Annotated in this window: 29 protein-coding genes and 1 riboswitch; of the genes, 13 read left to right on the forward strand and 16 right to left on the reverse strand. The window is 47.1% G+C overall.

Translation table 11 applies throughout. The annotated features are described in order from the left end of the window. The first annotated feature begins 50 nt into the window (after window positions 1-50). Window positions 51-938, forward strand: a complete 888-nt coding sequence (gene paaX / locus A0126_RS01975) for a phenylacetic acid degradation operon negative regulatory protein PaaX (protein ID WP_088836220.1) — start codon at window positions 51-53, stop codon at window positions 936-938. 105 nt (window positions 939-1043) lie between these two features. On the opposite strand, the gene A0126_RS01980 is transcribed toward paaX, so the two are convergent. Continuing rightward, a complete protein-coding gene (locus tag A0126_RS01980; protein ID WP_088836221.1) occupies window positions 1044-1559 on the reverse strand; it encodes a gamma carbonic anhydrase family protein in 516 nt (171 codons plus the stop codon). A gap of 83 nt (window positions 1560-1642) precedes the next feature. On the opposite strand from A0126_RS01980, the gene A0126_RS01985 reads away from it, so the two are divergent. The 5 genes from A0126_RS01985 to A0126_RS02005 all read left to right on the forward strand — a co-directional run bounded on the left by A0126_RS01985 (window position 1643) and on the right by A0126_RS02005 (window position 5171). After that, complete coding sequence (locus A0126_RS01985; RefSeq protein ID WP_088836222.1) at window positions 1643-2581, forward strand: NAD(P)H-dependent flavin oxidoreductase; 939 nt, start codon at window positions 1643-1645, stop codon at window positions 2579-2581. Window positions 2582-2993: 412 nt separating this feature from the next. Beyond that, entirely contained in the window at window positions 2994-3422 is a 429-nt protein-coding gene (locus A0126_RS01990) for a DMT family transporter (RefSeq protein WP_088836223.1), read from the forward strand. Window positions 3423-3433: 11 nt separating this feature from the next. Further along, window positions 3434-4111: a Crp/Fnr family transcriptional regulator gene (locus A0126_RS01995; RefSeq protein WP_088836224.1), complete on the forward strand. Its 678-nt coding sequence runs from the start codon at window positions 3434-3436 to the stop codon at window positions 4109-4111. A 12-nt stretch (window positions 4112-4123) separates the two neighbouring features. Beyond that, the gene (locus tag A0126_RS02000) at window positions 4124-4603 is read left to right on the forward strand and encodes a DMT family transporter (RefSeq protein WP_088836226.1); all 480 of its coding nucleotides are present in this window, start codon (window positions 4124-4126) and stop codon (window positions 4601-4603) included. Between the two features lie 22 nt (window positions 4604-4625). Continuing rightward, window positions 4626-5171 (forward strand): ribonuclease FAU-1 family protein, encoded by a 546-nt coding sequence (locus tag A0126_RS02005; protein ID WP_088836227.1) that lies wholly within the window; start codon window positions 4626-4628, stop codon window positions 5169-5171. A gap of 422 nt (window positions 5172-5593) precedes the next feature. Here the strand turns inward: A0126_RS02005 and msrA are convergent, their stop codons facing one another. Together msrA and A0126_RS02015 are read right to left on the reverse strand one after the other, a co-directional pair. Beyond that, window positions 5594-6124 (reverse strand): peptide-methionine (S)-S-oxide reductase MsrA, encoded by a 531-nt coding sequence (msrA, locus tag A0126_RS02010; protein WP_088836228.1) that lies wholly within the window; start codon window positions 6122-6124, stop codon window positions 5594-5596. Between the two features lie 107 nt (window positions 6125-6231). Then, a riboswitch (SAM riboswitch) is annotated at window positions 6232-6338 on the reverse strand. Between the two features lie 70 nt (window positions 6339-6408). Further along, the gene (locus A0126_RS02015; protein WP_088836229.1) at window positions 6409-7581 is read right to left on the reverse strand and encodes a M20 metallopeptidase family protein; all 1173 of its coding nucleotides are present in this window, start codon (window positions 7579-7581) and stop codon (window positions 6409-6411) included. A gap of 88 nt (window positions 7582-7669) precedes the next feature. On the opposite strand from A0126_RS02015, the gene A0126_RS02020 reads away from it, so the two are divergent. Next, complete coding sequence (locus A0126_RS02020; RefSeq protein WP_029332555.1) at window positions 7670-7963, forward strand: putative quinol monooxygenase; 294 nt, start codon at window positions 7670-7672, stop codon at window positions 7961-7963. A gap of 55 nt (window positions 7964-8018) precedes the next feature. Here A0126_RS02020 and A0126_RS02025 read toward each other — a convergent pair whose 3' ends face one another. Further along, complete coding sequence (locus A0126_RS02025) at window positions 8019-10775, reverse strand: SH3 domain-containing C40 family peptidase (RefSeq protein ID WP_239456811.1); 2757 nt, start codon at window positions 10773-10775, stop codon at window positions 8019-8021. 211 nt (window positions 10776-10986) lie between these two features. Next, window positions 10987-11538 carry a GNAT family N-acetyltransferase gene (locus tag A0126_RS02030; protein ID WP_088836230.1) on the reverse strand — a complete coding sequence of 184 codons (552 nt, stop codon included), beginning with the start codon at window positions 11536-11538 and terminating at the stop codon, window positions 10987-10989. Window positions 11539-11811: 273 nt separating this feature from the next. Here A0126_RS02030 and A0126_RS02035 point away from each other — a divergent pair, with 273 nt between their 5' ends. The 3 genes from A0126_RS02035 (at window position 11812) to A0126_RS02045 (ending at window position 13288) form a co-directional block, all read left to right on the forward strand. After that, window positions 11812-12138: a DMT family transporter gene (locus A0126_RS02035; RefSeq protein WP_088836231.1), complete on the forward strand. Its 327-nt coding sequence runs from the start codon at window positions 11812-11814 to the stop codon at window positions 12136-12138. Then, entirely contained in the window at window positions 12135-12452 is a 318-nt protein-coding gene (locus A0126_RS02040) for a DMT family transporter (protein ID WP_088836232.1), read from the forward strand. Before A0126_RS02035 ends, A0126_RS02040 begins: the two co-directional genes overlap by 4 nt. A gap of 122 nt (window positions 12453-12574) precedes the next feature. Next, complete coding sequence (locus tag A0126_RS02045; RefSeq protein ID WP_088836233.1) at window positions 12575-13288, forward strand: general stress protein; 714 nt, start codon at window positions 12575-12577, stop codon at window positions 13286-13288. Window positions 13289-13347: 59 nt separating this feature from the next. Here the strand turns inward: A0126_RS02045 and A0126_RS02050 are convergent, their stop codons facing one another. Continuing rightward, the gene (locus tag A0126_RS02050; RefSeq protein WP_088836235.1) at window positions 13348-14172 is read right to left on the reverse strand and encodes an aldo/keto reductase; all 825 of its coding nucleotides are present in this window, start codon (window positions 14170-14172) and stop codon (window positions 13348-13350) included. A 145-nt stretch (window positions 14173-14317) separates the two neighbouring features. Here A0126_RS02050 and A0126_RS02055 point away from each other — a divergent pair, with 145 nt between their 5' ends. Beyond that, window positions 14318-15343 carry an iron-containing alcohol dehydrogenase family protein gene (locus A0126_RS02055; RefSeq protein ID WP_088836236.1) on the forward strand — a complete coding sequence of 342 codons (1026 nt, stop codon included), beginning with the start codon at window positions 14318-14320 and terminating at the stop codon, window positions 15341-15343. Between the two features lie 41 nt (window positions 15344-15384). Here the strand turns inward: A0126_RS02055 and A0126_RS02060 are convergent, their stop codons facing one another. From A0126_RS02060 to A0126_RS02080, 5 genes are all read right to left on the reverse strand, one after another. Beyond that, entirely contained in the window at window positions 15385-16347 is a 963-nt protein-coding gene (locus A0126_RS02060; protein ID WP_088836237.1) for an EAL domain-containing protein, read from the reverse strand. Window positions 16348-16562: 215 nt separating this feature from the next. After that, on the reverse strand, window positions 16563-16835 hold the full coding sequence (locus A0126_RS02065; RefSeq protein WP_369834755.1) for a DUF1294 domain-containing protein: 273 nt from the start codon (window positions 16833-16835) through the stop codon (window positions 16563-16565). A gap of 8 nt (window positions 16836-16843) precedes the next feature. Beyond that, on the reverse strand, window positions 16844-17584 hold the full coding sequence (locus A0126_RS02070) for a TPM domain-containing protein (protein ID WP_088836238.1): 741 nt from the start codon (window positions 17582-17584) through the stop codon (window positions 16844-16846). Continuing rightward, window positions 17581-18174, reverse strand: coding sequence for a LemA family protein (locus tag A0126_RS02075; RefSeq protein WP_088836239.1), 594 nt, complete (start codon window positions 18172-18174; stop codon window positions 17581-17583). The genes A0126_RS02070 and A0126_RS02075 overlap by 4 nt, the downstream gene beginning before the upstream one ends. A 111-nt stretch (window positions 18175-18285) precedes the next feature. Then, complete coding sequence (locus A0126_RS02080) at window positions 18286-19122, reverse strand: undecaprenyl-diphosphate phosphatase (RefSeq protein ID WP_088836240.1); 837 nt, start codon at window positions 19120-19122, stop codon at window positions 18286-18288. Window positions 19123-19294: 172 nt separating this feature from the next. On the opposite strand from A0126_RS02080, the gene A0126_RS02085 reads away from it, so the two are divergent. Continuing rightward, window positions 19295-21385 carry a heavy metal translocating P-type ATPase gene (locus A0126_RS02085; RefSeq protein ID WP_088836241.1) on the forward strand — a complete coding sequence of 697 codons (2091 nt, stop codon included), beginning with the start codon at window positions 19295-19297 and terminating at the stop codon, window positions 21383-21385. A gap of 107 nt (window positions 21386-21492) precedes the next feature. Here A0126_RS02085 and A0126_RS02090 read toward each other — a convergent pair whose 3' ends face one another. The 3 genes from A0126_RS02090 to A0126_RS02100 all read right to left on the reverse strand — a co-directional run bounded on the left by A0126_RS02090 (window position 21493) and on the right by A0126_RS02100 (window position 24010). Then, window positions 21493-22305 carry a ZIP family metal transporter gene (locus A0126_RS02090; protein WP_029332569.1) on the reverse strand — a complete coding sequence of 271 codons (813 nt, stop codon included), beginning with the start codon at window positions 22303-22305 and terminating at the stop codon, window positions 21493-21495. Window positions 22306-22371: 66 nt separating this feature from the next. Continuing rightward, window positions 22372-22701: a YolD-like family protein gene (locus tag A0126_RS02095; RefSeq protein WP_088836242.1), complete on the reverse strand. Its 330-nt coding sequence runs from the start codon at window positions 22699-22701 to the stop codon at window positions 22372-22374. Then, on the reverse strand, window positions 22685-24010 hold the full coding sequence (locus A0126_RS02100) for a Y-family DNA polymerase (RefSeq protein WP_088836243.1): 1326 nt from the start codon (window positions 24008-24010) through the stop codon (window positions 22685-22687). The genes A0126_RS02095 and A0126_RS02100 overlap by 17 nt, the downstream gene beginning before the upstream one ends. A 209-nt stretch (window positions 24011-24219) precedes the next feature. On the opposite strand from A0126_RS02100, the gene A0126_RS02105 reads away from it, so the two are divergent. Further along, window positions 24220-24867 (forward strand): pentapeptide repeat-containing protein, encoded by a 648-nt coding sequence (locus A0126_RS02105; RefSeq protein WP_088836244.1) that lies wholly within the window; start codon window positions 24220-24222, stop codon window positions 24865-24867. A 91-nt stretch (window positions 24868-24958) separates the two neighbouring features. On the opposite strand, the gene A0126_RS02110 is transcribed toward A0126_RS02105, so the two are convergent. Both A0126_RS02110 and A0126_RS02115 read right to left on the reverse strand, forming a co-directional pair. After that, on the reverse strand, window positions 24959-25714 hold the full coding sequence (locus tag A0126_RS02110) for an MBL fold metallo-hydrolase (RefSeq protein ID WP_088836246.1): 756 nt from the start codon (window positions 25712-25714) through the stop codon (window positions 24959-24961). A gap of 73 nt (window positions 25715-25787) precedes the next feature. Further along, window positions 25788-26288 carry an arsinothricin resistance N-acetyltransferase ArsN1 family A gene (locus A0126_RS02115; protein ID WP_088836248.1) on the reverse strand — a complete coding sequence of 167 codons (501 nt, stop codon included), beginning with the start codon at window positions 26286-26288 and terminating at the stop codon, window positions 25788-25790. Window positions 26289-26419 lie beyond the last annotated feature (131 nt).

Here is a 26419-nt window from a genome sequence, read left to right on the forward strand (position 1 = left end):
TATACTAACGGTACACAAAAAAACGTTATATCAAAGAGAGAGTGAATGACATGAGTGCGAATACCCAATCGATGATTTTTACGATTTATGGCGATTACATCCGGCACTACGGGAATCAGGTTTGGGTGGGAAGTCTGATTCGGTTGTTGAAGGAGTTCGGACATAACGAACAAGCCGTTCGCGTTGCCGTTTCACGAATGGTCAAGCAAGGATGGTTGATTTCTGAAAAACAAGGGACAAAAAGTTTTTATTCGCTGACGGACCGTGGGGTCGAACGGATGGAAGAGGCGGCGCGGCGGATTTACAAGTCGACGCCACACGTCTGGGATGGGAAATGGCGGACATTGATGTATACGATTCCGGAGGAAAAACGTCAGATTCGGGATGAGTTGCGGAAGGAACTGACGTGGAGTGGTTTCGGTAACTTATCAAACGGGGTCTGGATTTCTCCGAACCCGCTTGAAAAAGAAGCGACACGTCTGATCGAGGCGTATCAGATTACCGAATACGTCGATTTTTTCGTCGGCGAATACCACGGACCGCAACAAGATCAATCGCTCGTCGAACGTGCTTTTCCACTCGACGAGTTACAAGCGCGGTACGAAGCATTCATCGTTGAGTACAGCCGGCGTTACATCGTCCATCAAAGCCAAATCCAACTCGGAGAGATGGATGAGGAACAGTGTTTTGTCGAACGGACGAAGCTCGTCCATGAATACCGGAAGTTTTTGTTTACGGATCCTGGTCTGCCGCAAGAATTACTTCCGGATGCCTGGAACGGACACCATGCGGCAGTATTGTTCGAACAATACTATCGCCTGCTTGCGGCACCGGCCAGCCGATTTTTTGAGTCGATTTTCAAAGAGACACACGACGTGACACAAAAAAGTGCTGACTACGATGCGTCGGAGCATCCATTGTTTGCGGAGCGGTCGTAAGCGCAAGTAACCTTGTGCTTACGACCGTAGCGTCAATTGAGAAATGAATCTATTACAGGTGAACTCCGGTCTTCTGGAAGTTCACTTTTCGCATGTGGAAAACAGTTATTGTCCGAGCTGTTCCCGGAAGGCGTACCCTTTATCAACATAGGAGTCGATTGATTCCTGAATCATCTCGAGATCAGCTGGTGTCAACTGCCGCACGACTTTACCGGGGGACCCGACAATCAAGGAGTGGGGCGGGAACTTCTTGCCCGGGGGAATCAACGTATTGGCGCCGATGATACATTCTTCACCGATTTCGGCGTGATCAAGGACCGTCGCCCCCATGCCGACGATCGATCTGCGACCGATGCGACAGCCATGGAGAATCGCATTATGTCCGACCGTCACCTCGTCTTCGACGATGACAGGTGCCCCTTCGTATAAATGAATCGTCGCGTTGTCCTGGATGCTGCAACGCTTCCCGATTGTAATCGGTCCTTCGTCCCCGCGTAATACGGCGTTGAACCAAACCGTTGACTCTTCACCGATCGTTACGTCACCGATTAAGAATGCTCCCGGCGCCACGAAGACGGTCTCCGCAAGTCTAGGTGTCGTATCACGATATGGAATATTCATAAAAATCCCTCTTTTCCGATTAATGAATTTCAATTCAGTCTTACTTAGTATATCATTCTTAAACAGCAGATTGGAGGAAGACGATGTCCCGATTATGTGAGTTACTGCAAATCCGCGTTCCAATCATCCAAGGCGGAATGGGAAATGTCAGTCATGCTGCCTTAACGGCAGCCGTCTCGAATGCCGGTGGTTTAGGAACACTCGGTTGTGGCACACGTTCGCCGGAAGAAATGCGCCGTTTGATTGAGCAGACCCGTCAATTAACAACGCATCCGATTGCCTTGAACATTGCGATTGGTGTCTCGCCGCATACGGAAGCCCTGATTGAATTAGCGATAGCAGAACAGATTCCGGTCGTGTCCTTATCAGCCGGAAACCCAGCACCCTATACTAAACGTTTACGGCCGGCCGGAATTACGACGATTGCGGTCATCGCGTCAGTCAAACACGCATTAAAGGCAGAAACGGCCGGGGTCGATTTGCTTGTTGCAGAAGGTGTGGAAGCGGCAGGTATCAATTCACCGCTCGAGCTGACGACGCTGACACTGGTTCCGCAAATCGTGGATCATGTCAGACTTCCCGTCATCGCGGCTGGGGGAATTGGAGACGGTCGTGGACTTGCAGCCGCTTGGATGCTTGGTGCGTCCGGGGTGCAGCTTGGAACGCGTCTGATTGCGACGCAAGAAGCAGTCGTTCATGCGAACTACAAGAACCATCTCGTAGAAGCAACGGATCTTGAGACACGAATCATCGGTCGTTCCGTCGGTCGTGTCCGGCGTGTGTTAAATGGACCGTACGTTGCTGCACTACAAGGTGTTTCGTCGCTTGATGAGTTTAACGCGAAGACGACAGAAGCGTATCACGTGACGGGTGCGGTCGATGGTGACGAGGTCAACGGGTATGTCAACGCCGGTCTCGTGTCTGGTCTCGTTACAGATATTCCGACCGTATCTGAATTATTCGAGCGGATGCAACAGGAAGCGTATACGCAAATTGAACGGGTGCGGGCGGATTATATGTAATCGAGAAGTGAGGCGGATTGTAGACAACGTGCGATCGGGAGATTAAGCGTCGTTATTCGTTGCTTTCCTCGGGCGAGGCGCAAGCCGTTGCTCCTTGATCCTAACGGACAACGCGCAGGGTCTTGCCTGCCTCTGAACGTGCGTTAAAAAACGCACTTTTCCCCGTAGGAATCAACGAAACATGACGTTTTTTTTAGATAATACCGCTTTGAAGACGAGGCGAGACGGGGAAGCGCGAACGGATTGCATCCCGATATCGCATGGTTACGCCTCTTAATCGATTATCTACACGCTGAAGACGGGCAATCCGTCTTTTTTTATACAATTTTTTAAAATGGGACATTTGTCCTTTTCAGATAAGGTGAAAATAGTGTCTACTCATAACAGAAGAAACAAAAGGAGGTGCCTTAAAGTGCAGGGAGTTATATTCGCATTAATGAGTGGACTATTCATTGCGTTGCAGGGGATTTTTAATGCCCGTTTAGGAGATGCCATTGGTCCGTGGTTTTCGGTGACGATCGTTCATTTCGTCGGATTGATGGGGTGCTTAGCGATTTATAGTGTGGTTCGTGACCGGAAAATCGGCGGTTTTCGACAGCTTCCGCTCCTCTATGCCAGTGGCGGATTCCTTGGCGTACTCGTCGTCGTGACCGAACTGACGTCGATTCAGTTACTTGGCATGACGTGGGCGATGTGTTTGTTGCTCGTCGCACAAATTTTATGTGCATTCGTGATTGATTTGAACGGCTGGTTTGGTGTCATCAAAAAAAGGAGTAACCGGGGACAGTGGATCGGGATCAGTTTGATGCTTGCCGGAGTTGCGATTTTTTCACTGTCCTAAAGGGAGGGCCTATGCAGACGATTGAGACCTATTTAAAACAGTACGACTTAGCGGATATTTTTACGGAGACCAGTAAATCTTATTTACGCATCGAAACGTTTTCGGAAGGGGACCTGTTATGTGTGACGGGTGAACCGATTGACCGGATGTATTTCATCGTCGAAGGAAAAATTAAAATCTCTGCAGCATCGGCTGAAGGGAAACAACGGATTTTACGCTTCAAAAAGGCGATGACGGTGATTGGTGATGCGGAATATATCAATCAACGGGAAGTCTTGAATACCATCGAGGTGATTACGGACGTCGTGGCACTCAGCATTCCGTATGCGATCTTACGTGAGCACAATACGACGAACACCTTTTTACAATTTTTACTGCGGGTCATTACGACCAAGTGGTACGCGGACTCGAAATCAGCATCATTTCATGTCCTCTATTCGGTCGAAGAACGATTTGCCGGATATCTGTTATCGATTACCTCGGACGTTTCCGACAGTCTGTTTTATCAAGAGATGCGAACGTCGAATCTCCATGACGTCGCCGATTGGCTCGGGACGAGTTACCGTCATTTAAACCGTATCATCTCAACACTTTGTGAAGAAGAAATCTTGGCGAGACGACGCGGGAAAATCATTATTTTAGATGTAGAGCGGATTAAAGAAAAAGCGAATGGCAATAGTTACGAATAAGGAGGGGCTAGCGTGGGACTAGGTATGTTTTGTGCGATTACGGCAGGAATGATGATTAGTTTACAGACGGTATTGAATGCACAGATGAGTCATGCGTTCGGGGCATGGGCGACGACGACCCTCGTCTTTTTTGTCGGGTTCATCGGTTCACTGTTTGCGCTACTCGTATTTCGGGGTGGCACATTCTCGAACATTCAAACGGTCGAACCGCTTTATTTATTCGGTGGTCTGGTCGGTGTCGGTGTCGTATTTTGTGTGATGCGCGGGATTCAGCTGCTCGGTCCATCGATTGCGATTTCGGTCGTCTTGATTTCGCAACTGAGTTTTGCATTATGTGTCGACTTGTTCGGTTGGTTCGGTTTACCGGAACTTGAGCTTTCGCTCGGACAAGTCACTGGATTGCTTGTGATGCTAGCCGGTATTTTTGTGTTGAAACGATATCAAGTCGTAGAAATCGAATCTTCGGATGAGTTGTCGGAAAAGGTATCGTAATGGTTGAATGGGGCGTGTGAAGATGCTAAAGCGAAGAGATGGAAAACGTGAGAATTGGAAGCGAATCACCGAGAGAGCGTACGCACAGTCATTAATCGAGACAGAAGAGTTTGAAGGGCATGTAACATTATTGCATGCCCTTCAAGTATCGCATCCCTTGAACGTTCATTATGAAAAGGGACATGTCTGTATTTTGGATGATGGTTACATGTGGCTGCAACAGTTCCCGTCAAATGCACACCATGCTGTTACAACGATGTTCGATGCGAGTGGAAATATTGTGCAGTGGTATATCGATATTTGTTTGCAGAATGGTTTTACTAATGGAAGTCCGTGGTGGGAGGACTTATTTTTAGACATCGTTCTGCTACCGTCTGGTGATATGTACATAATGGATACTGATGAACTGGAAGATGCTTTATCTCAAGGTGTCATTGATAAAAAACAGTATGAGTTAGCATGGGGGGAAGTTGAAACCCTCAAAGCCAAAATTAGTACGGGCGATTTTGAATTGATCAAGTTAGCGCGTCACCATAAGGATACATTAATGAATGTGATGAATAACTAGAGTCGACAGAAATCAAAACCTTTTAGGCTACCTTATCAAAAAGACAATTGAAAACTTTTGACTACATAAACATGCAGACAAAGGAACGTGGGGGGGAAGCTTCTTCCTTTTTCGTTGCTTTCCTCGGGCGAGGCGCAAGCCGTTGCTCCTTGATCCTCACGGACAACGAGCAGGGTCTTGCCAGCCTCTTGGCAGCGCGTGTTCACGCGCTTTTTCCCGTAGGAGTCAACGAAAAACGAAGCTTTCAGGGTGTACCGCAGAGAAAATCATAGAGTAGTGTTAGAGCACAGTCTGTCTCGAATCGCTTTGAAGACGAGATGAGACAGGGAAACGCGAACGGATTGCCTCTTGTTATAGCATAGTCACTCTTCATAAGAGTTTGTCTACATGCTGAAAGCCCGCACGAAGCGGGCTTTTTTAGTTTAGACAGATACTTCTTCTTTCCAAGCCACATCGATGAATTCATCGCGACCGGATGCTTTCCGGTCTTTTTTGTAGTGTTCCGGATTCTTTTTGTGGAAGTTTTGATGATAGTCTTCTGCTGGATAGAAGGCTTGTGCCGCTTCGATTCGTGTGACGATCGGCTGCTTAAAGCGATTGCTCGCAGCAAGCGCGTCACGTGAAGCAATCGCAGCAAGGCGCTGTTCTTCCGTATGATAAAAGATGGCAGGTGCGTATTGTGTCCCACGGTCCTGGAACTGTCCGCCGGCGTCAGTCGGATCCGTTTGCGGCCAGTAAAGTTCGAGTAACCGCTCGTATGAGAATAACGCTGGATCAAATGTAATCTCGACGACCTCCGAATGACCGGTCGTGCCTGTTTTTATTTGTTCGTATGTCGGATTTTCGATTTGTCCTCCTGTATAACCGGAAACAATTCCGTGAATACCGGGCAGTTCTTCGAATGGTGTCACCATGCACCAGAAACAGCCTCCTGCGAATGTTGCTTTTTCCATCTATATCTCGTCCTTTCCGCTGGCGGTAGTCGCCCTATAATCATTCGTGCTCTGACAGCGAGAAAACGAAAACGACTCCTTTGCTTGGTTGCAAAAGGAGTCGTCGCTTTTTATCAACCAAAGCTTGCGCTTTGCTGGTCGTAGCACCTTGCCACTGAAGGCAGGTTGCTGGGACGTCATCGATCCAGATCTCTCAGTCCACTCTTGATAAGTGTTATATGAAGTTGATTAAATTCGTTATCATTGATGTGATAATAGCATCTCTAAAACGACAAAGTCAATCCTTAAGATTCTAAAGCATGAAGGACGGTTGCACCTAAGGCTTTTGCGCCGATAAGCAATGCCTGTTCATCGATTTCATATTTCGGGTGATGTTGCGGATAAATCGTACTCCCATCCGTTTTGGCGGACCCCGTAAAGAAGTAGCTTCCTGGGATACGCTCTAAATAATAGGCGAAATCATCGGCTGCCATCATCGGTTTGAGTTCTTTGACAGATGCCTCACCTAAGAAAGCCGTCGCTTCTTTAACGAGATTTGTTTCTACCGGATGATTCCAAAGGGAAGGATAACCCGTCGTAAAGTCGATGGAATAGCTCGCACCGATTCCGGCACACGTCGTCCGGGCAACCAAATCGACCTGCTGTCGTAACTGGTGACGCAGCGCTTCGTCAAATGTTCGAATTTCTCCGACAATCCGTGCCTCACCAGTAACGATGTTCGGAGCCGTTCCGGCGTGGAATGAACCGATTGCGATGATGGCAGGTGAAAACGGATCAACGCGCCGACTGACGAGGTGTTGGAGATTACAGACGAGTTGTGCCCCGGCGACGAGTGCATCTTGTGTTTTATGAGGGGCTTGCGCATGACCACCCTGTCCGTGGACGACGATTTCGAATTCATCGATGGCGCACAGCGTATGTCCTGCGTGATAGCCGATTGTTCCGACAGGTAAGTCATTTTCGAGATGCGTACCGAAAATTGCATCGACCCCGTCAAGACAGCCGTCTTCAATCATTTGAATGGCACCACCCGGGAAGACTTCTTCCCCGTGTTGATGAATGAATACGATTGTTCCGTGAAGGTCTTCTTGCAGTGCTGTAAAGGCCGAGGCAAGACCGAGTGCAATCGCCGTATGTCCGTCATGTCCACACGCATGCATGACACCCGGATGAATCGAACGGAAGGCGAGATCCGTTTCCTCCTGCAGTGGCAGGGCATCGAAATCGGCCCGAATGGCGATGGTCTTTCCAGGATGTTTTCCTTTGAGGGTCGCGACGATCCCGCTACCACCGACGTTCCTGCGGTAAGGGAGACCAAGCTCATCATAAAATGAGGCGATGGCGTTTGGTGTCCGCACTTCTTGAAAAGAGAGTTCCGGGTGACGGTGCAGATCACGACGTCTTTCAATGATTTGTTGTTCGAGTTGATCGAGTTGAGTGAAGAGTTGCTGTTGCATCATAATCATCCTTTCAGGTTTTTGAGGTATGACTTTCTATAAAACGGGTACAGATAGGAGTAATGAATGATGAGGAGGAAAACAAGTCATGGGAGAAATTATTGTCAACGCGGTCATCACAGTCAAAGCAGGTTTAGCCGATCAAGTCTTTCCGATTTTAAGTACGGTCTACAAAGCTTCACAAAACGAGCCGGGGTGCTTGCGTTATAGCTTACATCAATCGATTGAAGATGAACATCAGTTCATGCTGTATGAAGTCTATCAAGATGAAGAAGCGTTAGAAGCGCATATTGCGTCAGACCACTATAAAGCGTATCGCGAGCAAATCGAATTGTACTTAATCGATCGCCAAGTTACGAAATATGCGGAAATGACATTTTAATGTTAGCTAAAAGAAGCGGACCTCCCGGGTTAGGGAAGGTCCGTTTTTTTAATCATTACATTGATTTGAAACCGAGGAAGTGCTCACGCCAGTGCGGCTCGTAAATTGAACTGATTTGCAGTTGTGATCCTCCGGCATGAATGAAGTGTTTACTATCTAACATGATCCCGATATGCGAGGGGCCATCCGTATACGTGTTTTCGAAGAAGACGATATCCGAGCGTTTTCCGGAACTGATACTTGTGCGTTGATTTGTAAAGAACGCTCCGTACCAGTAACCGCGGACATTCGTCCGTCCGCCGTATTTTCCGGCTTGGTTCGTCGCATAATGAATCAATCCGGAACAATCGAATCCACCATTCGCCACGTTTTGTGATCCCCATGTGTACGGAGTACCGATATGGGCAACAGCAGCTTGAATCAACTTTTCGCCACGTGAATTATTTTTCTTGTCAACTTTTGTTTCGCTCGTCACTGTAAGGGCCGTCACCGGGATGTAGACGGGCGTCCAGCCGGACTGAATGACATAGAAATTACCGACGCGGTAACGTGGATACACACGCTTGCCTTTTTCGACCAACCCGGCACTTTTTGGACTGGCAGGTGTGTCATAAAATGAAGTCGTTGCTTTGACCGTATAGACTTTTGAACGATTGATGGCTTGCTCGTTATACCGCATATCCGGTTTGCTCGTTCCGATATAAGGATTGAGGACGTAACCCGTTTGACCATTCGGTAGACGGACTTGCCAAAAGTCATCATCAATCGATTTTAACCCGATCAATTTCGTTCCTTTGCTTAAGTGACTCGCCGGACGACTGTAGGCGACGTCAGCAGAAAAGAGTGGTGTCTGGTTGAAATGGACGTAAAAGACGGTCCCGACTTTGGCTTTAGACGTCGGTTTATTTAAACCGAGCCGACTTGAGTCAACGAATCCGAAGCGTGATCCGATTTTGACGCGTGTGTAGTAACCGCTTTTTCCATAGGTCGTGATTAGTGCTCCTTTTTTCAGTGTCCCAATGTTTCCGCTAAGACTGGCTTTTGGATGGACGACCAACTTGTCTTCGGTCACGTAACGTGTCCCTGTCGTCGCATACAGATCTGCTTTCGTTGCTGCGAGCGAACTCGTCAAGACGTATGCATATTCACCGCGGAAGATGATTCGGCTATAGGCGCCGCTCGTCCCGTAAATCGTCAAGAGCGTGTTCTTTTGATGATGCTTAAGAACCGTACTTGAACTGCTTGGGGATTGCTGGATCGGTGTTGTTTTTTGGATGTACAGGCGATCTGTTTTGGCATAGACTTTTGATTTCGCGAGCGAGCTCGTCAAGACGTATGCATATTCACCGCGGAAGATGATCCGGCTATAGGCACCGCTCGTCCCGTAAATCGTCAAGAGTGTATTTTGTTTATGATGCTTCAAGACGCTGCTTGAACTGTTTGGCTCTACCTGAATCGGTGTTGTTTTTTGGATGTACAGGCGATCCGTTTTGGCATAGACTTTTGATTTCGCGAGCGAGCTCGTCAAGACGTATGCATATTCACCGCGGAAGATGATTCGGCTGTAGGCACCGCTCGTGCCATAAATCGTCAAAAGTGTATTTTGTTTATGATGCTTCAAGACGCTGCTCGAACTGTTTGGCTCTACCTGAATCGGTGTCGTTTTTTGGATGTACAGGCGATCTGTTTTGGCATAGACTTTTGATTTCGCGAGCGAGCTCGTCAAGACGTACGCGTATTCACCACGGAAGATGATCCGGCTGTAGGCACCACTTGTCCCGTAAATCGTCAAAAGTGTATTTTGTTTATGGTGCTTCAAGATGGTGCTCGAACTGTTTGGCTCTACCTGAATCGGTGTCGTATCTTGGACGTAAAGCCGATCGGTCTTTGCGTAGACAACGGAATCGCCGAGGTGCGCCGTCAATACGTATCCGTAGGTATCATTGATTCGGACGCGGGAATAAAGACCAGATGTCCCGTAAAGATTGACCGATTGATTCGGTGCTAGCGTCCCGATGACCGAACTTGTTGTTGCTTTGTCGTAAATGGATGTCGTTTGTTGGGCGTACTTTTTCCCGGTCAGCGGATACGATTCAACTTCCTTTGAACCGAGTTGTTTTGTAAGCACGAAGCCGTAAACACCATTGAACTGGACACGGGTGAATGTGCCGGATGTCCCGTATGTTTTGACGGTAGCATTTAAAGAATAGCTCCCAAGTTGTTTACTTGTCGTATCGGCATCTGTATAAATCACAGTTTGTTGTTGGGCGAATTGAGTGCCCGTCGTTTCATAAACAGGTGTCTTACTTAAGAATTTACTTGAAACGAAGACGTAAACGTCGCCTTGTTTAATCCGCGTGAAGTCACCCGATGTCCCGTACGTATCGATTAACGTATTTGGAGTGATTGATTTTCCTGTCGGCGTATCAATTGAAGCAGTCGTATAGGAAGGCGCGAGTGCTGTTATGTATTGCGAATCGATTTTTTGATAAACCGGTTGCTTTGCAAGTTGCGTTGTCTTGACGAAGCGATAGACGCCGTCGATTGAAATGCGTGTAAAGAGACCATCTGTGCCAAAGGTTTCGACGGCGGTCGTTTCTGGTAACGTCTTGACGAGAGTCGTCTCGTCAGCAGTCTCAAAAACAGGAGTTTCGGAAAGTGTGTACTGCGTTCCGGTTGCTTGTTCTGTTTCTGTTTGTTCTGTCACTTCCGTTGGTGTCGGATTCGTATCCGCGTGGCCTTGTAGTGGGAGAGACCCGAGTAACATGACAGATGCCGTGATACTCGTAAACCAATATTTATAAGATTTCATTCATTGAGCTCCTATCATTAAAATTGTAATTTAGCATGTCTAAAGATAAGTTTAGCACTTTCTTTTTGGAAAAAGAGCTGGATATCAGAAATAGTAAAAATGAACTAAATTATGGGAACGATTTCGTAGGACATATTCCGCCGTGAATAAATCAAAAAAGAGACGGACAAATTTCGCTAGAAATTCGACCATCTCTTTTGGTGAAATGAAGTTATTCTGCTTCGTGATCAATCTGCCACTCCCAGTCGAGCATGCTGTAAATCAACGAATCGCGCCAGTGGTGTTCTAAATAAACAGTTTCCCGTAACAAACCTTCGCGCGTCATCCGAACCTTTTGCAAGACACGCTCCGAAGCGACATTTCGCGGATCACATGTTGCCGTGATGCGATGTAAGTTTAATTTTTCGAAGCCGAATTCGAGTAAAAATGTTGCAATCGATGTCGCGTAACCATTGCCCCATTCGTCAGGCGATAAAATATATCCAATTTCTGCGATTTTATGTTCTGTGTCGGTGACGATGAGCTCTCCCGCGCCGATGACATGATCGTCAGGAGAGGTGACGGCGAAGACATAGCGACGACGTGGACTTTCGAGCTCACTTTCAAGTGCATCGTGTAAAAACTGTTTCGTATCACTCTCAGAGTTCGGTCCCCACGACTGATACTGACTGGCGATTGGTTGTGAGGCATAGGAATGGACAGCTTCCAAATCTTCTGGTGTGAAACGTCGAATCCGAAGTTGATCGTTGATTTTGTAGCGCATGATGAGACCCTCCTCTTTCATTGATTCACTTATCTATATTGGCTAACGGTAGTGGATTCTCCTGTTTGACACGTAAAATCAAGCGTGCTAGGGTGAAGACATCGAACGAAATAGCTAGCCTCTAGGGTTCCGTACGGCAACGTAGACTTGGACCGAGGGAGGCACATGAGTACACCTCATGCAACGGAGGGATAAAAGCCCGGGAGTAGAGCGTCTAGACGCCTGCTTCCGGGCTTTTTTTATTTTTTAGGATGAATGTTAGGAGGAAAAGTGATGACGAAATACTGGTTAGGAATTCTAGTGGCTTCCTTTTTTGAAGTTGCATGGGTAGTCGGTTTGAAACATGCAGATAGCGTACTTGAATGGATGGGAACAATCATCAGCATCATCATCAGCTTTGCTGTCTTGATTAAGGCGAGTAACCATTTGCCGGTTGGAACAGTTTATGCGGTCTTCGTCGGCCTTGGAACAGTCGGGACGGTCATATTGGACATCATTTTATTTGACCAAAGTGCGTCAGTCATGAAGTTAGGATTGATTGGTGTGCTGTTGATGGGTGTCATCGGATTGAAATTAGTCAGTGGGGAGGTGGAAGAATGAGTTGGTTATTTGTCATTATTGCCGGATTGTTTGAAATGCTGGGTGTTGTCTTCATCAATACGTTTAATCAACACAAAACGTTCAAGAATGGTCTATTGATGTTTGGCGGATTCGGCTTGAGCTTCCTATTCCTATCACTTGCGATGAACGGATTGCCGATGGGAACAGCTTACGCTGTCTGGACAGGAATCGGGGCAGCCGGTGGAACAGTACTGAGTATGATTTTTTATCAGGAAGCGAAAGACTGGAAGCGGATAGTATGTATCGGTCTGATTCTTAGTGCGACGGTCGGATTAAAGCTGATTGGCGAATAAACATGTCAAATAGATTATTTTTTTATGGAAGAGCCGACTTGTTGGCATATTTTACAGAGAAACAGGAAATACTCCTTATAAGGATACGTTGTACGACAAAACGAACATAAGGGGAGATTCATATGAAAACGAAACAATACATCGGTACGTATTACTCGGAAGAAGAGTTAATCTCGAAAATGGATGAATTGCATATTCAGGGGCACCGTGAAGAAGATTTTTATGTCATCGTCAAGGAAAAATCAGATATCGAACTCGTCCGCAGTCAAATGGACGCGGAAATTGCGGCGACAAAACCATCTTGGATGGATCGGATCCGCGGCAACAAAGGGCGCGATCAAGAAGTCGATCAGTTGTTCGACTCACTTGATTTACCTGCAGAAGATGTAGAAGAACGTAAAGTCGAAGTCGAAGGCGGCGGATTCGTACTTCTGATTGAGGTTCAGGATATTCAGTTTGATCCGCATTTGAATACGGACAATACACATGAAGATGTCAAAGTCCGTTACGGCAGTTATGATGAGACGCACACATCGAGCGCTGCAAATTCAAATGCCCAACTCGGTTCAGGGAATACGCTTGATGTCGATCGGGACTCTAAGGAAGAACATGCCGAAGTTGATTTACACCGAGCCGGAACGGATCAGATGCCGCAAGACGAACAAGCCATCAATCGGGCAAAAGTAGAACAGGACCGCAAGCCGGACATTGCGATGCGTCGCGATGACGATTTCAAACGGCTCGACTCTGAGCGTGATGAAGAAAATAAGAAACAGACGCAGTCACACTCGGATGATGTAGCCGAGCAAGATCACGGAAACAATCTCGATCGTTAATCCGCTCTTGAAAAAGTTACTAAAAGGGAGGAGCCGAAAACGGCCCCTCCCTTTTTTAATTATTTTTTATGCATTTCATCCGGATTCGAACCGGTTCGTTGATTTTGATTTAACGCATCAAGTTGTTGCATCTCAGGTGCTGAAAGTTCGAAGTCAAAGACTGCCAGGTTTTCACGAATTCGACTCGGCGTGACCGATTTCGGAATTGCGATAATCCCGTGTTGAATGTGCCAGCGGAGAATGACTTGGGCTGGTGTTTTGTCTTTTGTCGTCGCGATGTCCGTGATGACAGGTTCAGTCAAGGCGTCGCGTCCCTTCATGAGCGGACTCCATGCTTCAACTAAAATGTCGTGTTCCTTACAAAACGTCCGAATTTCTTCCTGACTTAAGAACGGATGTAATTCAATCTGATTGACAGCAGGTACGACGGTTCCTTCTTCCAGAATCCGCTTTAAGTGGGGGATATGGAAGTTCGAAACACCGATGGCTTTCGTTTTTCCTTGCTTGTACAGTTCTTCGAGCGCATGCCATGTGTCCACGTAACGATCTTCGTTCGGCATCGGCCAATGGATAAGATATAAATCGACATAATCGACCCCGAGTTTAGTGAGGCTTGTTTCGAAGGCTGCGAGCGTTTCTGCATATCCTTGATCCGCATTCCAAACTTTCGTCGTCAGAAAAATTTCTTCGCGCGGAATTCCAGAGTCACGTAATGCGCGTCCGACACCTGCTTCATTTTCATAAATCATCGCCGTATCGATTGAACGATAGCCGGCACGTAACGCTTCCAGTACTGCTTGATACACTTCTTCTTCAGGTACTTTAAAAACACCGTAACCGAGTTGAGGCATACTTAGACCGTTGTTGAGTGTGACGTGTTGCATGAGTGGAAGTCCTCCTTCATGTAATCGTTTTATCTTCATAAGTGTACGCTTATTCAGTATGAAAATCGAATGAAATGAGGGGTTGTAAGAAAGGAACAGTCTGCGTATACTGAGCAATAACAAATAATGGAATGAGGGGATTTAGATGATTCGTCAAGCAGTTTTGCAATACATACATGAAAAAGAAGCCGTATCTCAGCTTGACACGTTGCTTGGGAAGCGGAGTGGCGTGCTACTACACGGAGCAAAAGCCTTACAAGCGGCGAATCCTTACTTGCCAGCATTACCGAAAGTCCTGTTTCAAGGGCATTGTACGGATTTTCAAGTCGCGGAATTAGTCAAGGCATGTGCGACATATGACGTTATCGTTGCGTTAGGGGGCGGATCATTGATTGATACGGCAAAGAAAGTTGCTGTTCAATTGAACCGACCTTTGATTGTCATTCCGACGATCGTCTCGAATTGTGCGCCGTGGACGCCACTTAGCGTCATGTACGACACGCAAGGTCAATATCTTCGTTTTGATACGCTGCCGGTTGTCATCGAGGCACTTTTACTCGACCATCGGATTCTGTCGGCGAGCCCCTATGATTATTTTGTCGCGGGTCTCGTAGACACACTTGCAAAATGGTATGAGGCACGTGCTTTAAGTGGGATCACAGTGGAGAATCCAATCATTGAAATGGCTTTACGGGTTGCGGAGCAGTGCAAAGACCTCATCTTAAAAACACCAATCAGCGAGGAGATTTTTCGGGCGTATCCGTCCAGCATCGAACACTTGGTGGAAACCGTCATTCCGTTAGCGGGTAGTGTCGGCGGGTTTGGTGATGATGCGACGCGTGGGGCAATTGGTCATGGTGTCCATAATGCGATGTCTCCTTTTGCATCAACACATTCAATTTTACACGGAAGTAAGGTCGGATATGGTCTCTTGGTCCAGGAGCAGTTGTTAAGTGAAAGTGAAGCATACAACGAGTTGCGGACGTATTTACAAAAAAACGGACAACCGATAACGAGTCTTGATTTAGGACTGACATCGGTAGAACTTAGTCAGTTGGCAGCACGAATCGGACAAGAACCATTATGTCAGTTGATTGAGACGGATTTATCGCCAGCACGTTTACTGGGCGTGCTTAAGCAAAATGATGTCGAGATCATCACAACTTCATGAAAAAACAGCCCCTGCTTAAAAAATGGGGGCTGTTTTTCTTGTTATTGTGCCTTTGCGAATTGTGCGTAAGGTGCAGGGCGACCAAGCAGATATCCTTGGCCAAGATCGAAACCAAGCTGCCGGCAAAGCTCGAGTTCTTCCTCGCGTTCGATGCCCTCTGCTAAAATCTTGATTCCCATTTCTTTCGTAAGATGGCGAGCTTTTCGTAAGAAGGCTTCATTTTCTGCGACCGTATCACAGTTCGAGATGAAAGACCGATCGATTTTGATATAGTCCGGTTGCAACAACGTCAACATATCGAGTGTCGAGAAGCCGGCGCCGACATCATCAAGCGCGACTTGTATCCCTTGTTTTTTATATTGTTCGAAGACATGTTTCAAGTGATTGACGTCTTCAATTTTTTCCGTTTCGACGACTTCAAACACAAGACGACTCGGGTCGACATTATATCGTTCAACGATTTCGAACGTATGACGAAGGCAGTATTCTGGGTTATAAATCGTCGAGGGAAGGAAATTGATGAACGTTTTCTCTGTTCCGCCAATATGATGTGTCGCGCGAATCGCTTCTTCGCGTGCGCGTTGATCAAGTCGTGAGTGGAGTCCCATCTTTGAAGCAGTCGAAAAAAGAATACCTGGTGACATCGAGACATTGTGATCAGCGGCGCGAAGGAGTGCCTCATTCGCGAACAGCGTGTTGGCCTGAATATCGTAAATCGGTTGCAGGTGACTCGTCATGTTACCTGTTTGGATGAAGTCGATGGCTTGACGATGACGTAATTGCTCGAGTAGAACAGAAGCGAGAAGCATTGGGGTAGAAAAGCGCGATCCATCTTTTCGACATGAGACGGGAACATCATTAATCTGTAACGTTGATTCAAGAAGCTCCTCTAACTGGTTAAACGATGTGTACGAATAAACTTGAGGGATGCTCGACTGGATATGTAAGGAGCCGGCCTCTATAAAACGAATCGTTGTCGTACATTCGGCGCAAGGATGCCACATAAAATGATTTCCACCTTTCCTGTAGAGAGATACATCTAAAAAAAGATGTATTTATTAAATTGGTTAAATACTTTACCCAAAGATAATTGAAATGTAACCTGAATTCAAACATTTAATACGCTATTGACCAAACTAAAAAAAGATAGAGAATTCGAAGAAAATCGAATCCTCTATCTTCTTTATCGGGTGATTGAAACGAAAAGTAAAACGATCGATCATGCTGTCATGAACAAAACCCAGCCCGTCGCGTGTAACAAAAGAGCAAGCGGGACAAGTAACTGGAATTTCGGTTTGCGTGTTTTATGACGTACGAGTTGCATCCCGAGTAATGAACCGAGCGCACCTCCGAGAAAGGCAATCCAAAGCAATGTAGCTTCCGGCGTCCGTTGCGCGTGTTGTTTCGCGCGACGTTTATCGGACCACATCGAGAAGAAGCCGACGACGGTCATCACGCCGTAAAAAATAAGAACCATGTATAATCCGTTCATTATTGTTCCTACCTTTCTGCGCCACCGCCGCCGGAACTACCGCCGCCACCACGACTTCCACCACCACCACCGCCACCGCCGCGCATAACGGCTGACAGAATGTTGATGATTGCGAAGAAGAACATGCCACCTGTAAATTTCATATCCAAGAACAATAACAGGACAAGGCCTGCACCGATGACGATTTTGACCCAAAGACTCAATCCCTCTTCAGCATTCGCTTTAGGCGGATCTTGTGATTCGAGTGACTGTTCCTTCGAGACGACACTGATGACGGCTTTATAGGTTTCTGAAGCTGCTTTTCCGTAATCGCCTTCGTCACGATAAGGAACGGCATATTGGTCGAGGATCCGGCCTGCCGTGATATCGGTCAGGACACCCTCAAGCTTGTAGCCAACTTCAATCCGGAAATTCCGGCTTTTTTCGTTTGGTGCCACGATCACCATGACACCGTTATCTTTTCCTTCTTGTCCAATCCCTTGGGCACGGAAGGTTTCATTCGCATACGTGCTCAAGTCCTGTCCTTTTAAGTCGGGGACAGTTTTTAAAACGACTTGTGCGGTCGTATATTGTTCGAGTTCCTGACCAAGACGAGCGAGTTCCGCTTCTTCCGACGCGGTCAGCAACTTTGCATCATCTTGGATGAAGAAAGCGGCTCCCGTGCGTTCTGATACGGCTTCGGCAGTCGGAGTCAGAAGGAAGAAAACGAGGAACGCACTCAAAAGGAGGCGCGTTCTTCGCCAAATCATTTCGAATCACTGTTGAAATCGACCGTTGGGTTTTCGCGGTCGCTTTCTGAAATTTCATAGTATGGTTTTTTATCAAAACCAAACGCCGAAGCATAAAGCGAAGTTGGGAAACTGCGACGTTTCTTATTGTAGAGTGTGACTGAATCGTTGTAATCTTTCCGTGCGATACCGAGACGGTTTTCTGTCCCTTCAAGCGTATCCATCAATGATTGGAATCGTTCACTTGATTTGAGGTCCGGATACGTCGTTTGTAAGGCGATTAATCCACGGAGAGAAGACGTGACTTGCTGGTCGGCTTCAATCCGTTGTTCTGTCGAAGCAGCGCGGGCAAGGCCGGCTTGTGCTTCTGCGATATCGCCGTAAACTTTTTCTTCTTGACCAGCGACACCTTTAACAGTCTCGACGAGATTCGGGATGAGATCCGCCCGTCGTTTAATTTGGTTATCGACTTGTGACCATTTGTTCGAAACATCTTCTTCGACGTTTACGAGACTGTTGTATTGTCCGATTGCTAAAAATGCAATGATGACAACAACAGCAATTCCGATGATGAGAGGTAATTTAGAACCCCCACGATTTCTACGTGCCATAATTCGTTCACTCCTTTTTCTGTATCTCATCTACTATATACCCTAAACGGTTTCAATAAGTTTCAAAAAAACAAAAAACTATCAGCAAAAAACTGATAGTTTTTTTGTTTCTTACATGTAAACGACGATTGCAAGAATCCCAGCTAAGACAAGGCGATAGATCGCAAACGGAACAAGTTTGATTTTATTGATCAGTTTCAAGAAGAAACGAATCGATAGTAGCGCAAACGCGAACGATGCAACAAAACCGACGATGTAAAAATTGAGGTGAGCCATTTCGATGTAATTCCAGTTTTTGACGAGCGAGAGGAAACTGGCCCCGAACATGATCGGTACGGCCATGATGAACGTAAAGTCAGCCGCCGTCCGGTGATTCATCCCGAGGAAGACACCGCCGGAAATCGTTGAACCGGAACGCGAAAATCCTGGCCAAAGTGAAATACATTGGAACAATCCGATGAGTGCTGCTTGACGGTAAGTAATTTGGTCGAGTGTCGTCGTTTTCGGTTCTTTTGGACCGAGTTTATCTGCTGCAATCATCAAGATGGCACCGACAGCGAGACCGATGATGACGGTATCAATCGAAAAGAGATTTTCATCGATGAAGTCTTCGAACAATAAACCGAGCACGGCAGCAGGAAGCAGTCCGATTAAGACGTGACGCAGTTTTAATTTGTGTGTGCCCGTCGCATCATGCTCGCCTTCGATTTTATAGAGTCCGATTAAGCTGAACAACCGTTTCCAAAAGACGACGATGACGGCAAGGATTGATCCGAGCTGAATGACGATCTTAAAGGTGTTCGCGGAGTATTTTCCGAGAAAGTCCGTTGTTTGGAGCCACATGTCATCGACGATGATCATATGACCAGTTGAAGAGACAGGGGCGAATTCCGTCATCCCTTCGACGAAACCGAGTAAGAGTGCTTTAAGTAATTCAATGATAGTCATGTTATTCTCCTTCTATATTTTACTATCTAAAAACATATCATGTTTCATTCTTCTGAGATAGAACTAATCTGAATATCGGGCGCAAGACCGATAACGAAAACACCTTGTCGAATGAATAAAAAAAGAGTAGGATGGACTTATAATCAAACGAACATTTGAATGAGGTGGAGGAATGGAAACGAAAACTGAGCGATTACGAATTTCAGGAATTGATTGTGCCAATTGTGCGGCGAAGGTCGAGCGTGGTGTTTCGACTGTCGAAGGAATCGAAGCGGCAAATCTTGATTTTACGGGACAAAAGCTTTATATCACTTATCAAGGAGAGGCACCGGATGACGCAACATACGATGCGGTCGTCAAACGGGTACAAGAATTAGAGCCGAACGTCGAAGTTTCTCGTGACGTTCCATCTGACGAAAGTCATGTTCATGACCACGGTCCATTTTTAACGAAAATGAAAAAGATTCAATACAGCATCGGTGGGGTTGCCTTCATCAGTGCCTTCTTTTTACCGAGCTCAATTGAACTTATCTCATTTGCGCTGGCTTACTTCTTAATCGGTTGGGATGTGTTACGAAACGCGATCCGAAATATTCGTCAGGGACAAGTATTTGATGAAAATTTCTTGATGGTCATCGCGACGGTTGGTGCTTTTCTAATTGGCGAGTACCCGGAAGCGGTCGCCGTCATGCTGTTTTATCAAGTCGGTGAGTTTTTCCAACACCGGGCAGTCGATCAATCCCGCAAATCGATTGCTGAATTAATGGATATTCGTCCTGAGACGGCAACTCTTGAAAATGGACAAACGATTAGTCCGTTACAAGTGAAGGTCGGACAACGGATTTTAGTCCGACCGGGCGAAAAGATTCCGCTCGACGGAACAATCCTTGAAGGAGAAGCATTCATCGATACCGTCGCCTTGACGGGAGAATCAGTACCACGACGTGTCCGCACGAACGATACGATTCTTGCAGGAACGATCAATACAGATGGGCGACTGTTGATTCAAGTCGACCGTCTCTATAGTGAGTCAACGGTCGCAAAAATTCTTGATCTCGTTGAAAATGCTTCGCGCCACAAGGCGCCGACGGAAAAATTCATCACCCGATTTGCTCGTGTCTACACACCGGCAGTCGTCGGGATTGCGACATTGCTTGCTGTCTTGCCTCCATTGTTTGTCACGGGTGCGACATGGGAGGACTGGATTTACCGGGCACTTGTTTTTCTTGTCATCAGTTGTCCCTGTGCGCTCGTCATTTCAATTCCGCTCGGGTTCTTCAGTGGAATTGGTGCCGCTTCAAAACGAGGGATTCTCGTGAAGGGTGGAAATCACCTCGAGTCATTACAACAGCTGGATACGGTCGTTTTTGATAAAACAGGGACCTTGACAGAAGGGGTCTTTGAAGTGACGGAACTCCGCCCGGTTGCCTGTTCAGACGAAGAATTATTGAAAGTGGCAACGCTTGTTGAACAGCATTCGAATCATCCGATTGCAAAGTCCATCCAACGGACATATGCAAGTTATGGTGAAGTGACGGAATCCGTTCAAGAGTATCGCGAAGTCGCAGGATCAGGTGTCGTCGGTCGCTTCGGAACGGATACGATTCGTGCCGGGAATGCCCGTTGGTTCAACGAACTTGGTTATGAGACGCTTGATCAAACGGCAGACGGGACGTACGTTCATGTCGCACGCAATGATACGTACCTGGGCTACATCCGAATTGCTGATCACATTAAAGACAGCACGGTTGAAGCACTTGTTCGCCTCAAGGCACTCGGTGTGAAGAAAACGATTATGTTAACAGGGGACCGCCTGGCAACAGCAGAAGTGATTGGTCGTCAAATCGGGATTGACGAAGTTGCAGCAGAACTATTACCTGATCAAAAAGTCGAACAACTCGAACTGATTTTGAAGCAAGCGGATGGAAAAGTGGCCTTTGTTGGCGACGGCATCAACGATGCCCCTGTTTTGACACGAGCCGATGTCGGAATCGCGATGGGCGGACTCGGCAGTGATGTGGCGATTGAAGCCGCAGATATCGTCCTCATGACAGATGAACCAAAGCAGTTGGTCGAAGCAATTGAGGTTGCCCGTGCGACACGAAAAATTGTCTATCAAAACATTTTCTTCGCACTTGGCGTGAAAGCCGTGTTTCTCCTGTTTGGTGCATTTGGTTTCGCGACGATGTGGGAAGCTGTGTTTGCGGATGTTGGTGTAACCGTCCTGGCTGTTTTAAATGCGATGCGCATCCTCAAAAAATAATTAAAGGTACACGTTGAAAGGTACGGACTCAAAAGTCATTCCAATATCAATCTGAAAACTCCTTCACCGGCGATGAAGGAGTTTTTTTTTGTTCAATCAGTTTGTTTTTAGCCTAAGGCGACATCAAGAATCATCATGACGGTAAAGCCGACCATTAGACCGAGTGTCGCTAAATCCGAGCCGTTTTCAGCTTGTGATTCAGGAATCAATTCCTCAACGACAACAAAAATCATCGCGCCGGCTGCAAAGGCGAGTGCGTAAGGCAGTAACGGTTGAATGAAGAAAACGGCAGCCGCCCCGATCATTGCCGCAATCGGTTCAACAATAGCGGACATTTGACCGTAATTGAAAGCGCGACGGCGTGACATGCCTTCACCACGAAGCGGAATCGATAAGGCAGCACCTTCCGGCATATTTTGAATCCCGATTCCGAGTGCGAGCGTCAAAGCACCAGCGACTGTCGCCCCGTCCATATTTAACGCAGCAGCACCAAAAGCGACACCGATTGCTAGACCTTCCGGGATATTGTGCAAGGTGATCGCTAAAAAGAGCAGAGTTGCCTTTTTAAGACCGGTCGAAGGGCCTTCTGCATTTTCAAGTGGTGCGGATAAGTGTAAATGTGGTGTGACGAAGTCGAGTAAGCGAACGAAGAAGCCACCTGCTAAAAATCCGATTGCAGCCGGAAGCCAGGCGATGCCACCATCCTGTTCCGTAAATTCAATCGCCGGAGCGAGCAGTGACCAAAAGGACGCAGCGATCATGACACCGGCGGCGAAGCCGAGCATCATATTCATGACCTTTTTTTCAATTGTCGTAAAGACGAAAACAAGTGCCGCCCCAAGTGCGGTCAAGCCCCATGTCATCATCCCGGCGAGTAATGCCTGGATCACGACGGGGAGTGAAGTAAACCATTCAAACATACAAACATTCCTTCTTTCAAATCATAATTCAAGAGATAAGTGCATTATTGAAGCCCACTGTCACTCCTACCCGTTTTCAATCCGAACTAGTCGCATCAGGGGAATTTCGATCGAATTTTGACTCCGGACGTACAGAAGTCCTCGTTCGCGCTCGATTCGTTCGATGAATCCGGTCAGTGTGATATAGCTTCCTTCCTTATAATACGTGATTTCAAGTTCTTTTCCTTCCATTAATGCTTCTTCGAGGATGAATTGCCATGATTCTTGAAGTTGTTCATCGATGGGCGGTAGTGTTAAACGATGCGTATCTTTATAATAGTCGCGCAACAGTTGAATGTACTCCGGCATCAAAAACGGAATCCATTTTAAATTGCCACGGTCACGATACCGTGTCATTGCCGTCACCTCCCGGATGACCACCGACGAAGCGGAGGCGGCGCTTGGCGACACTTGTATCAAGAAAAGAAACAGCGAGGCGGATGGTTCCCTTCCCGTAACGGACGTTGACATGATCGATTGCCTTTAACAAGCGTTTGCGTTTCCAAACACGGGTATTGTCTTCGAACAACGACAGTTGCAGTGCACCTTGGTCGGGGACAAGTTGACCGAGCGAGACGGACAAAAAACGAATCGGTTCGTGTTCGAGCCAGTTCGGCTCGAACAGCTGAAGGATATGCCGCAGGATAATCCGTTCGTCTGAAGTCGGATAAGGGAGACGGAGTTGCTTTGAAAACCCTGCCCGGACGATATGTCTCGAGTAACGGACACCTAAGTGAACCGTCCATCCAAGTTGATTGGAAAAGCGGACGCGGGCTGCGACATCGCTTGCGAGCTCACTTAAGACCAGCCGAATCTGGTCGTATTCGTAATAATCACGCATTAGTGTCACGCCATGACCAACCGTCTTCTGTCGGGATGATGCCGGACGAAATAAAGCGGTCGGATCAATCGTCGTCGGAGATTGATCGATGCCCCATGCATGATGCCAAAGTTCGGCACCGATGACACCAAAACGTTCGTGTAGTGTTTCTAATGGTGCGGCCGCCAAATCGCCGATCGTCTCGATGCCTAATTGATTCAGATGGTGCTCCATTTGATGACCGATCCCCCACATCTTGCGAACGGGAAAGTCATGTAAGAGACGGGGGACATCAGCATAACCACAACGCGCAATGCCCTGTTTTTTCCCGAGTAAATCAAGGGCAAGTTTCGCGATGACGTTATTAGGACCAATCCCGATTCGGACGTGAATACCGGTTTGTTCCAGGATGGCTGACTGTAATTGGTTAGCAGCTTCAAAATCCGTACCGAAGAGGTGCTCCGTTCCCGTCATGTCGATGAAAATTTCGTCAATCGAGTATACCCGGATTGCTTCCGGTGGTCCGAATTGATGGAGCACATCGAGGACACGAATCGACGTTTTCATGTAGCATAACATGCGTGGTTCGACGAGGTGAATCTGCTTTCGTTCCTTGTACGGGAGTTGTTCAATCTGGTAGAGACGACTTGCCGTTTTGATACCAAGCGTCTTCAAAGCAGGGCTCGCCGCTAAAATGACGGAGCCGCTCCGTTTTAAATCGGAAACGACGGCTAATTTTGTTGTTAATGGTGGTAGATTTCGGTAATGGCACTCGCAACTGGCATAAAAAGAGACACTATCCACGCAAAAAATACGTTGGTTTGGAAAGTCCGCATCAGAAGACACGAAAATCACTCCTTTTAGAACGTTTGTTCTTATTTTATTTATGTTGATTCTAGCACGGTCTCAAAGTGTCTCAAATCAAAAATTGAAAAAGAGTGTACATGTCATCACTTTTTAGAGCGCAGCATGACTTTAGAAATCATCCTCTTGAGTCATATTTAGGTAACAGGTTTGGTACACTAAGGACTGAGAAGAAGAAGGGTTGGGAGAGAATGAAGAAAAAACCGATGATCCATCTACCGGATGTCCCGAATAATTTAGCAGTCGAAACATTTGCAGAAATCGAAATCGATGATCCGTACTTGTATCAAATGCTGTATGAAAAAGAAACGTTACCCATCGAGCTGACGGAGCGGATCGATGCCAATCAAGTCTGTTTTCGGAATGTCTCATTTGCGGGTCTCGTGTTTGATCGCGCGTCATTTGAAAATGTCCGATTTGAGCAGTGTGATTTGACGGGTTGTCAGTTCCGTGACAGTCGTTTTCATCGCGTTCTGTTTCAGGACTGTCGCCTGACGGGGGTTCAATTAGAAGAAACGACGCTTGATCATGTCACGGTAAAAGCATGCCAGGCGAATTACTTACAAGTGATTCGGACATCGCTCCGACAAGTAACGTTCGAGCAGACGGCGATGCGGGAGACACAATTCTTCGAAGGGAAACTCATCGATTTACGTTTTGAGGATGTTGAATTGATGGAAAGCCAGTGGGTTGAAACTCCGTTAAAAGGACTCGATTTGCGACAAGCGGACGTCTCGGGGATTACGATTGATCCACGCTTTTTGACAGGGGCGATCGTGACGGAAGGACAAGCAATCGCATTTGCCCGATTACTCGGTCTTGTCATTCCGCAAGAATGAACATGAAAAAACCGGACGCTGTTCCTCTTCCTTTTAGGGAAACGGAAAACGTCCGGTTTTTTTGTATTCATACGACTCTCGAAGGAGAGACTTAAAAGGAGAGCGTCTCGCCGTCGTCCGGAATCAAAAAGTGAGCGGAGAGATGATTTGCTGCTAAAAAGTCAGCGATCATATCGCGGCGGAGCAGGCAGTGATTGACAGCTTCGAGATGCGAGACGATGATCGTCGCTTCAGCCGCTGCCGCGTGGACCGCTAATAAATCACGTTCCGACATCGTGATCGGTTCACCGGTCTGGAACTGGGCGGCACCACTATTGACGACGATGACATCCGGTGCATAGGTATCAATCGCAGAATCGACGTCGTCACACCAAATCGTATCACCGGCGATATAGAGCGTCGGCTCATCGGGATGTGTAAAGACGAGACCGGATACGTGTCCCATCCGTTGTCCGATTTCGCCGACACCGTGTTGACCGTTCGTGCGGAAAACTTTGACATCACGGAGTGTCACACCCTGGTCGAACGGCTGAACGTCGGTGAAACCGGCCTCTTTAATGACAGAGGCGTCCGTCGCGTTTTGGGCATAGAGCGGAACCGTCTTCGGTAACAATTGTTTTGCGGCCTCATCGAAATGATCGGCGTGAAGATGTGTCACGAAGACGGCATCCGGGTCGAGTAAGGTCGAGACATCGACTGGTAAGTCGACAAGGGGGTTGCGGTGGGTGTTCGGTGTATGGTCGAACGGAGGAAGCGAACCCTTTTCACCGAGAAAAGGATCAATTAAAAAAACTTGGTTGGCATAGGTCAAGACGAGTGTCGCATTTCGAATTTGCTGGATGTTCACAGGAAATCTTCCTTTCTTGTACGAATCTTCCTCGTCTCATATTCCCGATTTGCCGAACCTTTAATCCAAAACATCATTGGTCCGGTTTAGGGAGAATTTTTTCCATGGCCAGGACATCGACGTAATACCCGTTTAACATTCCTTGTTCTTTAAAGGTACCGACGATTCGGAATCCGGCTTTGATGTAGAGTTTTTGTCCGATCCGGTTGAAGGGGAACGTAAAGAGAATCAGCTTATGCATGCCGTGAATGATTGCATGTTCTTCGATGATGTCGAGTAGTCGTTTTCCGATTCCTTGTCCGCGGTGGGTCCGTGTGATGTAGACGGACAGTTCGCCGACGGACTGATAGACGGGACGCGGATTGTAGGCATCGAGCGAAATGAAGCCAAGAATCTTTGCCCCTTCATAGGCAACGTAACCGGCATGTCGCTCGGAGCGTTCACTGAACCATTGCTGCATGAAGGCGAGATCTTTCGTATCCGTCTCGAGCGTCGCGATCCGGTCTTCGATTCCTTCATTATATATGGCGAGCACGTCCGGTAAGTCGGTTTCTTGAACGAGACGAATCATCATACACGTCAGCTCCTTTTTGTGTCCTTTTCTTCATTATATCGGAGATGGACGAAACAAACGGCATGTTTCTAGAATAGGAAATGCTTCCGTACACGCGCTTTCCTCAAACATGTTTGTCAGACGACGTTTCC

The organism is Exiguobacterium sp. N4-1P (assembly GCF_002214325.1).

Coding starts and splice junctions, on each gene's coding strand:
- paaX (WP_088836220.1), top strand. CDS start 51: ATGAGTGCGAATACCCAATCGATGATTTTTACGATTTATGGCGATTAC.
- A0126_RS01980 (WP_088836221.1), bottom strand. CDS start 1,559: ATGAATATTCCATATCGTGATACGACACCTAGACTTGCGGAGACCGTC.
- A0126_RS01985 (WP_088836222.1), top strand. CDS start 1,643: ATGTCCCGATTATGTGAGTTACTGCAAATCCGCGTTCCAATCATCCAA.
- A0126_RS01995 (WP_088836224.1), top strand. CDS start 3,434: ATGCAGACGATTGAGACCTATTTAAAACAGTACGACTTAGCGGATATT.
- A0126_RS02005 (WP_088836227.1), top strand. CDS start 4,626: ATGCTAAAGCGAAGAGATGGAAAACGTGAGAATTGGAAGCGAATCACC.
- msrA (WP_088836228.1), bottom strand. CDS start 6,124: ATGGAAAAAGCAACATTCGCAGGAGGCTGTTTCTGGTGCATGGTGACA.
- A0126_RS02015 (WP_088836229.1), bottom strand. CDS start 7,581: ATGCAACAGCAACTCTTCACTCAACTCGATCAACTCGAACAACAAATC.
- A0126_RS02020 (WP_029332555.1), top strand. CDS start 7,670: ATGGGAGAAATTATTGTCAACGCGGTCATCACAGTCAAAGCAGGTTTA.
- A0126_RS02025 (WP_239456811.1), bottom strand. CDS start 10,775: ATGAAATCTTATAAATATTGGTTTACGAGTATCACGGCATCTGTCATG.
- A0126_RS02030 (WP_088836230.1), bottom strand. CDS start 11,538: ATGCGCTACAAAATCAACGATCAACTTCGGATTCGACGTTTCACACCA.
- A0126_RS02035 (WP_088836231.1), top strand. CDS start 11,812: ATGACGAAATACTGGTTAGGAATTCTAGTGGCTTCCTTTTTTGAAGTT.
- A0126_RS02040 (WP_088836232.1), top strand. CDS start 12,135: ATGAGTTGGTTATTTGTCATTATTGCCGGATTGTTTGAAATGCTGGGT.
- A0126_RS02045 (WP_088836233.1), top strand. CDS start 12,575: ATGAAAACGAAACAATACATCGGTACGTATTACTCGGAAGAAGAGTTA.
- A0126_RS02050 (WP_088836235.1), bottom strand. CDS start 14,172: ATGCAACACGTCACACTCAACAACGGTCTAAGTATGCCTCAACTCGGT.
- A0126_RS02055 (WP_088836236.1), top strand. CDS start 14,318: ATGATTCGTCAAGCAGTTTTGCAATACATACATGAAAAAGAAGCCGTA.
- A0126_RS02060 (WP_088836237.1), bottom strand. CDS start 16,347: ATGTGGCATCCTTGCGCCGAATGTACGACAACGATTCGTTTTATAGAG.
- A0126_RS02065 (WP_369834755.1), bottom strand. CDS start 16,835: ATGAACGGATTATACATGGTTCTTATTTTTTACGGCGTGATGACCGTC.
- A0126_RS02070 (WP_088836238.1), bottom strand. CDS start 17,584: ATGATTTGGCGAAGAACGCGCCTCCTTTTGAGTGCGTTCCTCGTTTTC.
- A0126_RS02075 (WP_088836239.1), bottom strand. CDS start 18,174: ATGGCACGTAGAAATCGTGGGGGTTCTAAATTACCTCTCATCATCGGA.
- A0126_RS02080 (WP_088836240.1), bottom strand. CDS start 19,122: ATGACTATCATTGAATTACTTAAAGCACTCTTACTCGGTTTCGTCGAA.
- A0126_RS02085 (WP_088836241.1), top strand. CDS start 19,295: ATGGAAACGAAAACTGAGCGATTACGAATTTCAGGAATTGATTGTGCC.
- A0126_RS02090 (WP_029332569.1), bottom strand. CDS start 22,305: ATGTTTGAATGGTTTACTTCACTCCCCGTCGTGATCCAGGCATTACTC.
- A0126_RS02095 (WP_088836242.1), bottom strand. CDS start 22,701: ATGACACGGTATCGTGACCGTGGCAATTTAAAATGGATTCCGTTTTTG.
- A0126_RS02105 (WP_088836244.1), top strand. CDS start 24,220: ATGAAGAAAAAACCGATGATCCATCTACCGGATGTCCCGAATAATTTA.
- A0126_RS02115 (WP_088836248.1), bottom strand. CDS start 26,288: ATGATGATTCGTCTCGTTCAAGAAACCGACTTACCGGACGTGCTCGCC.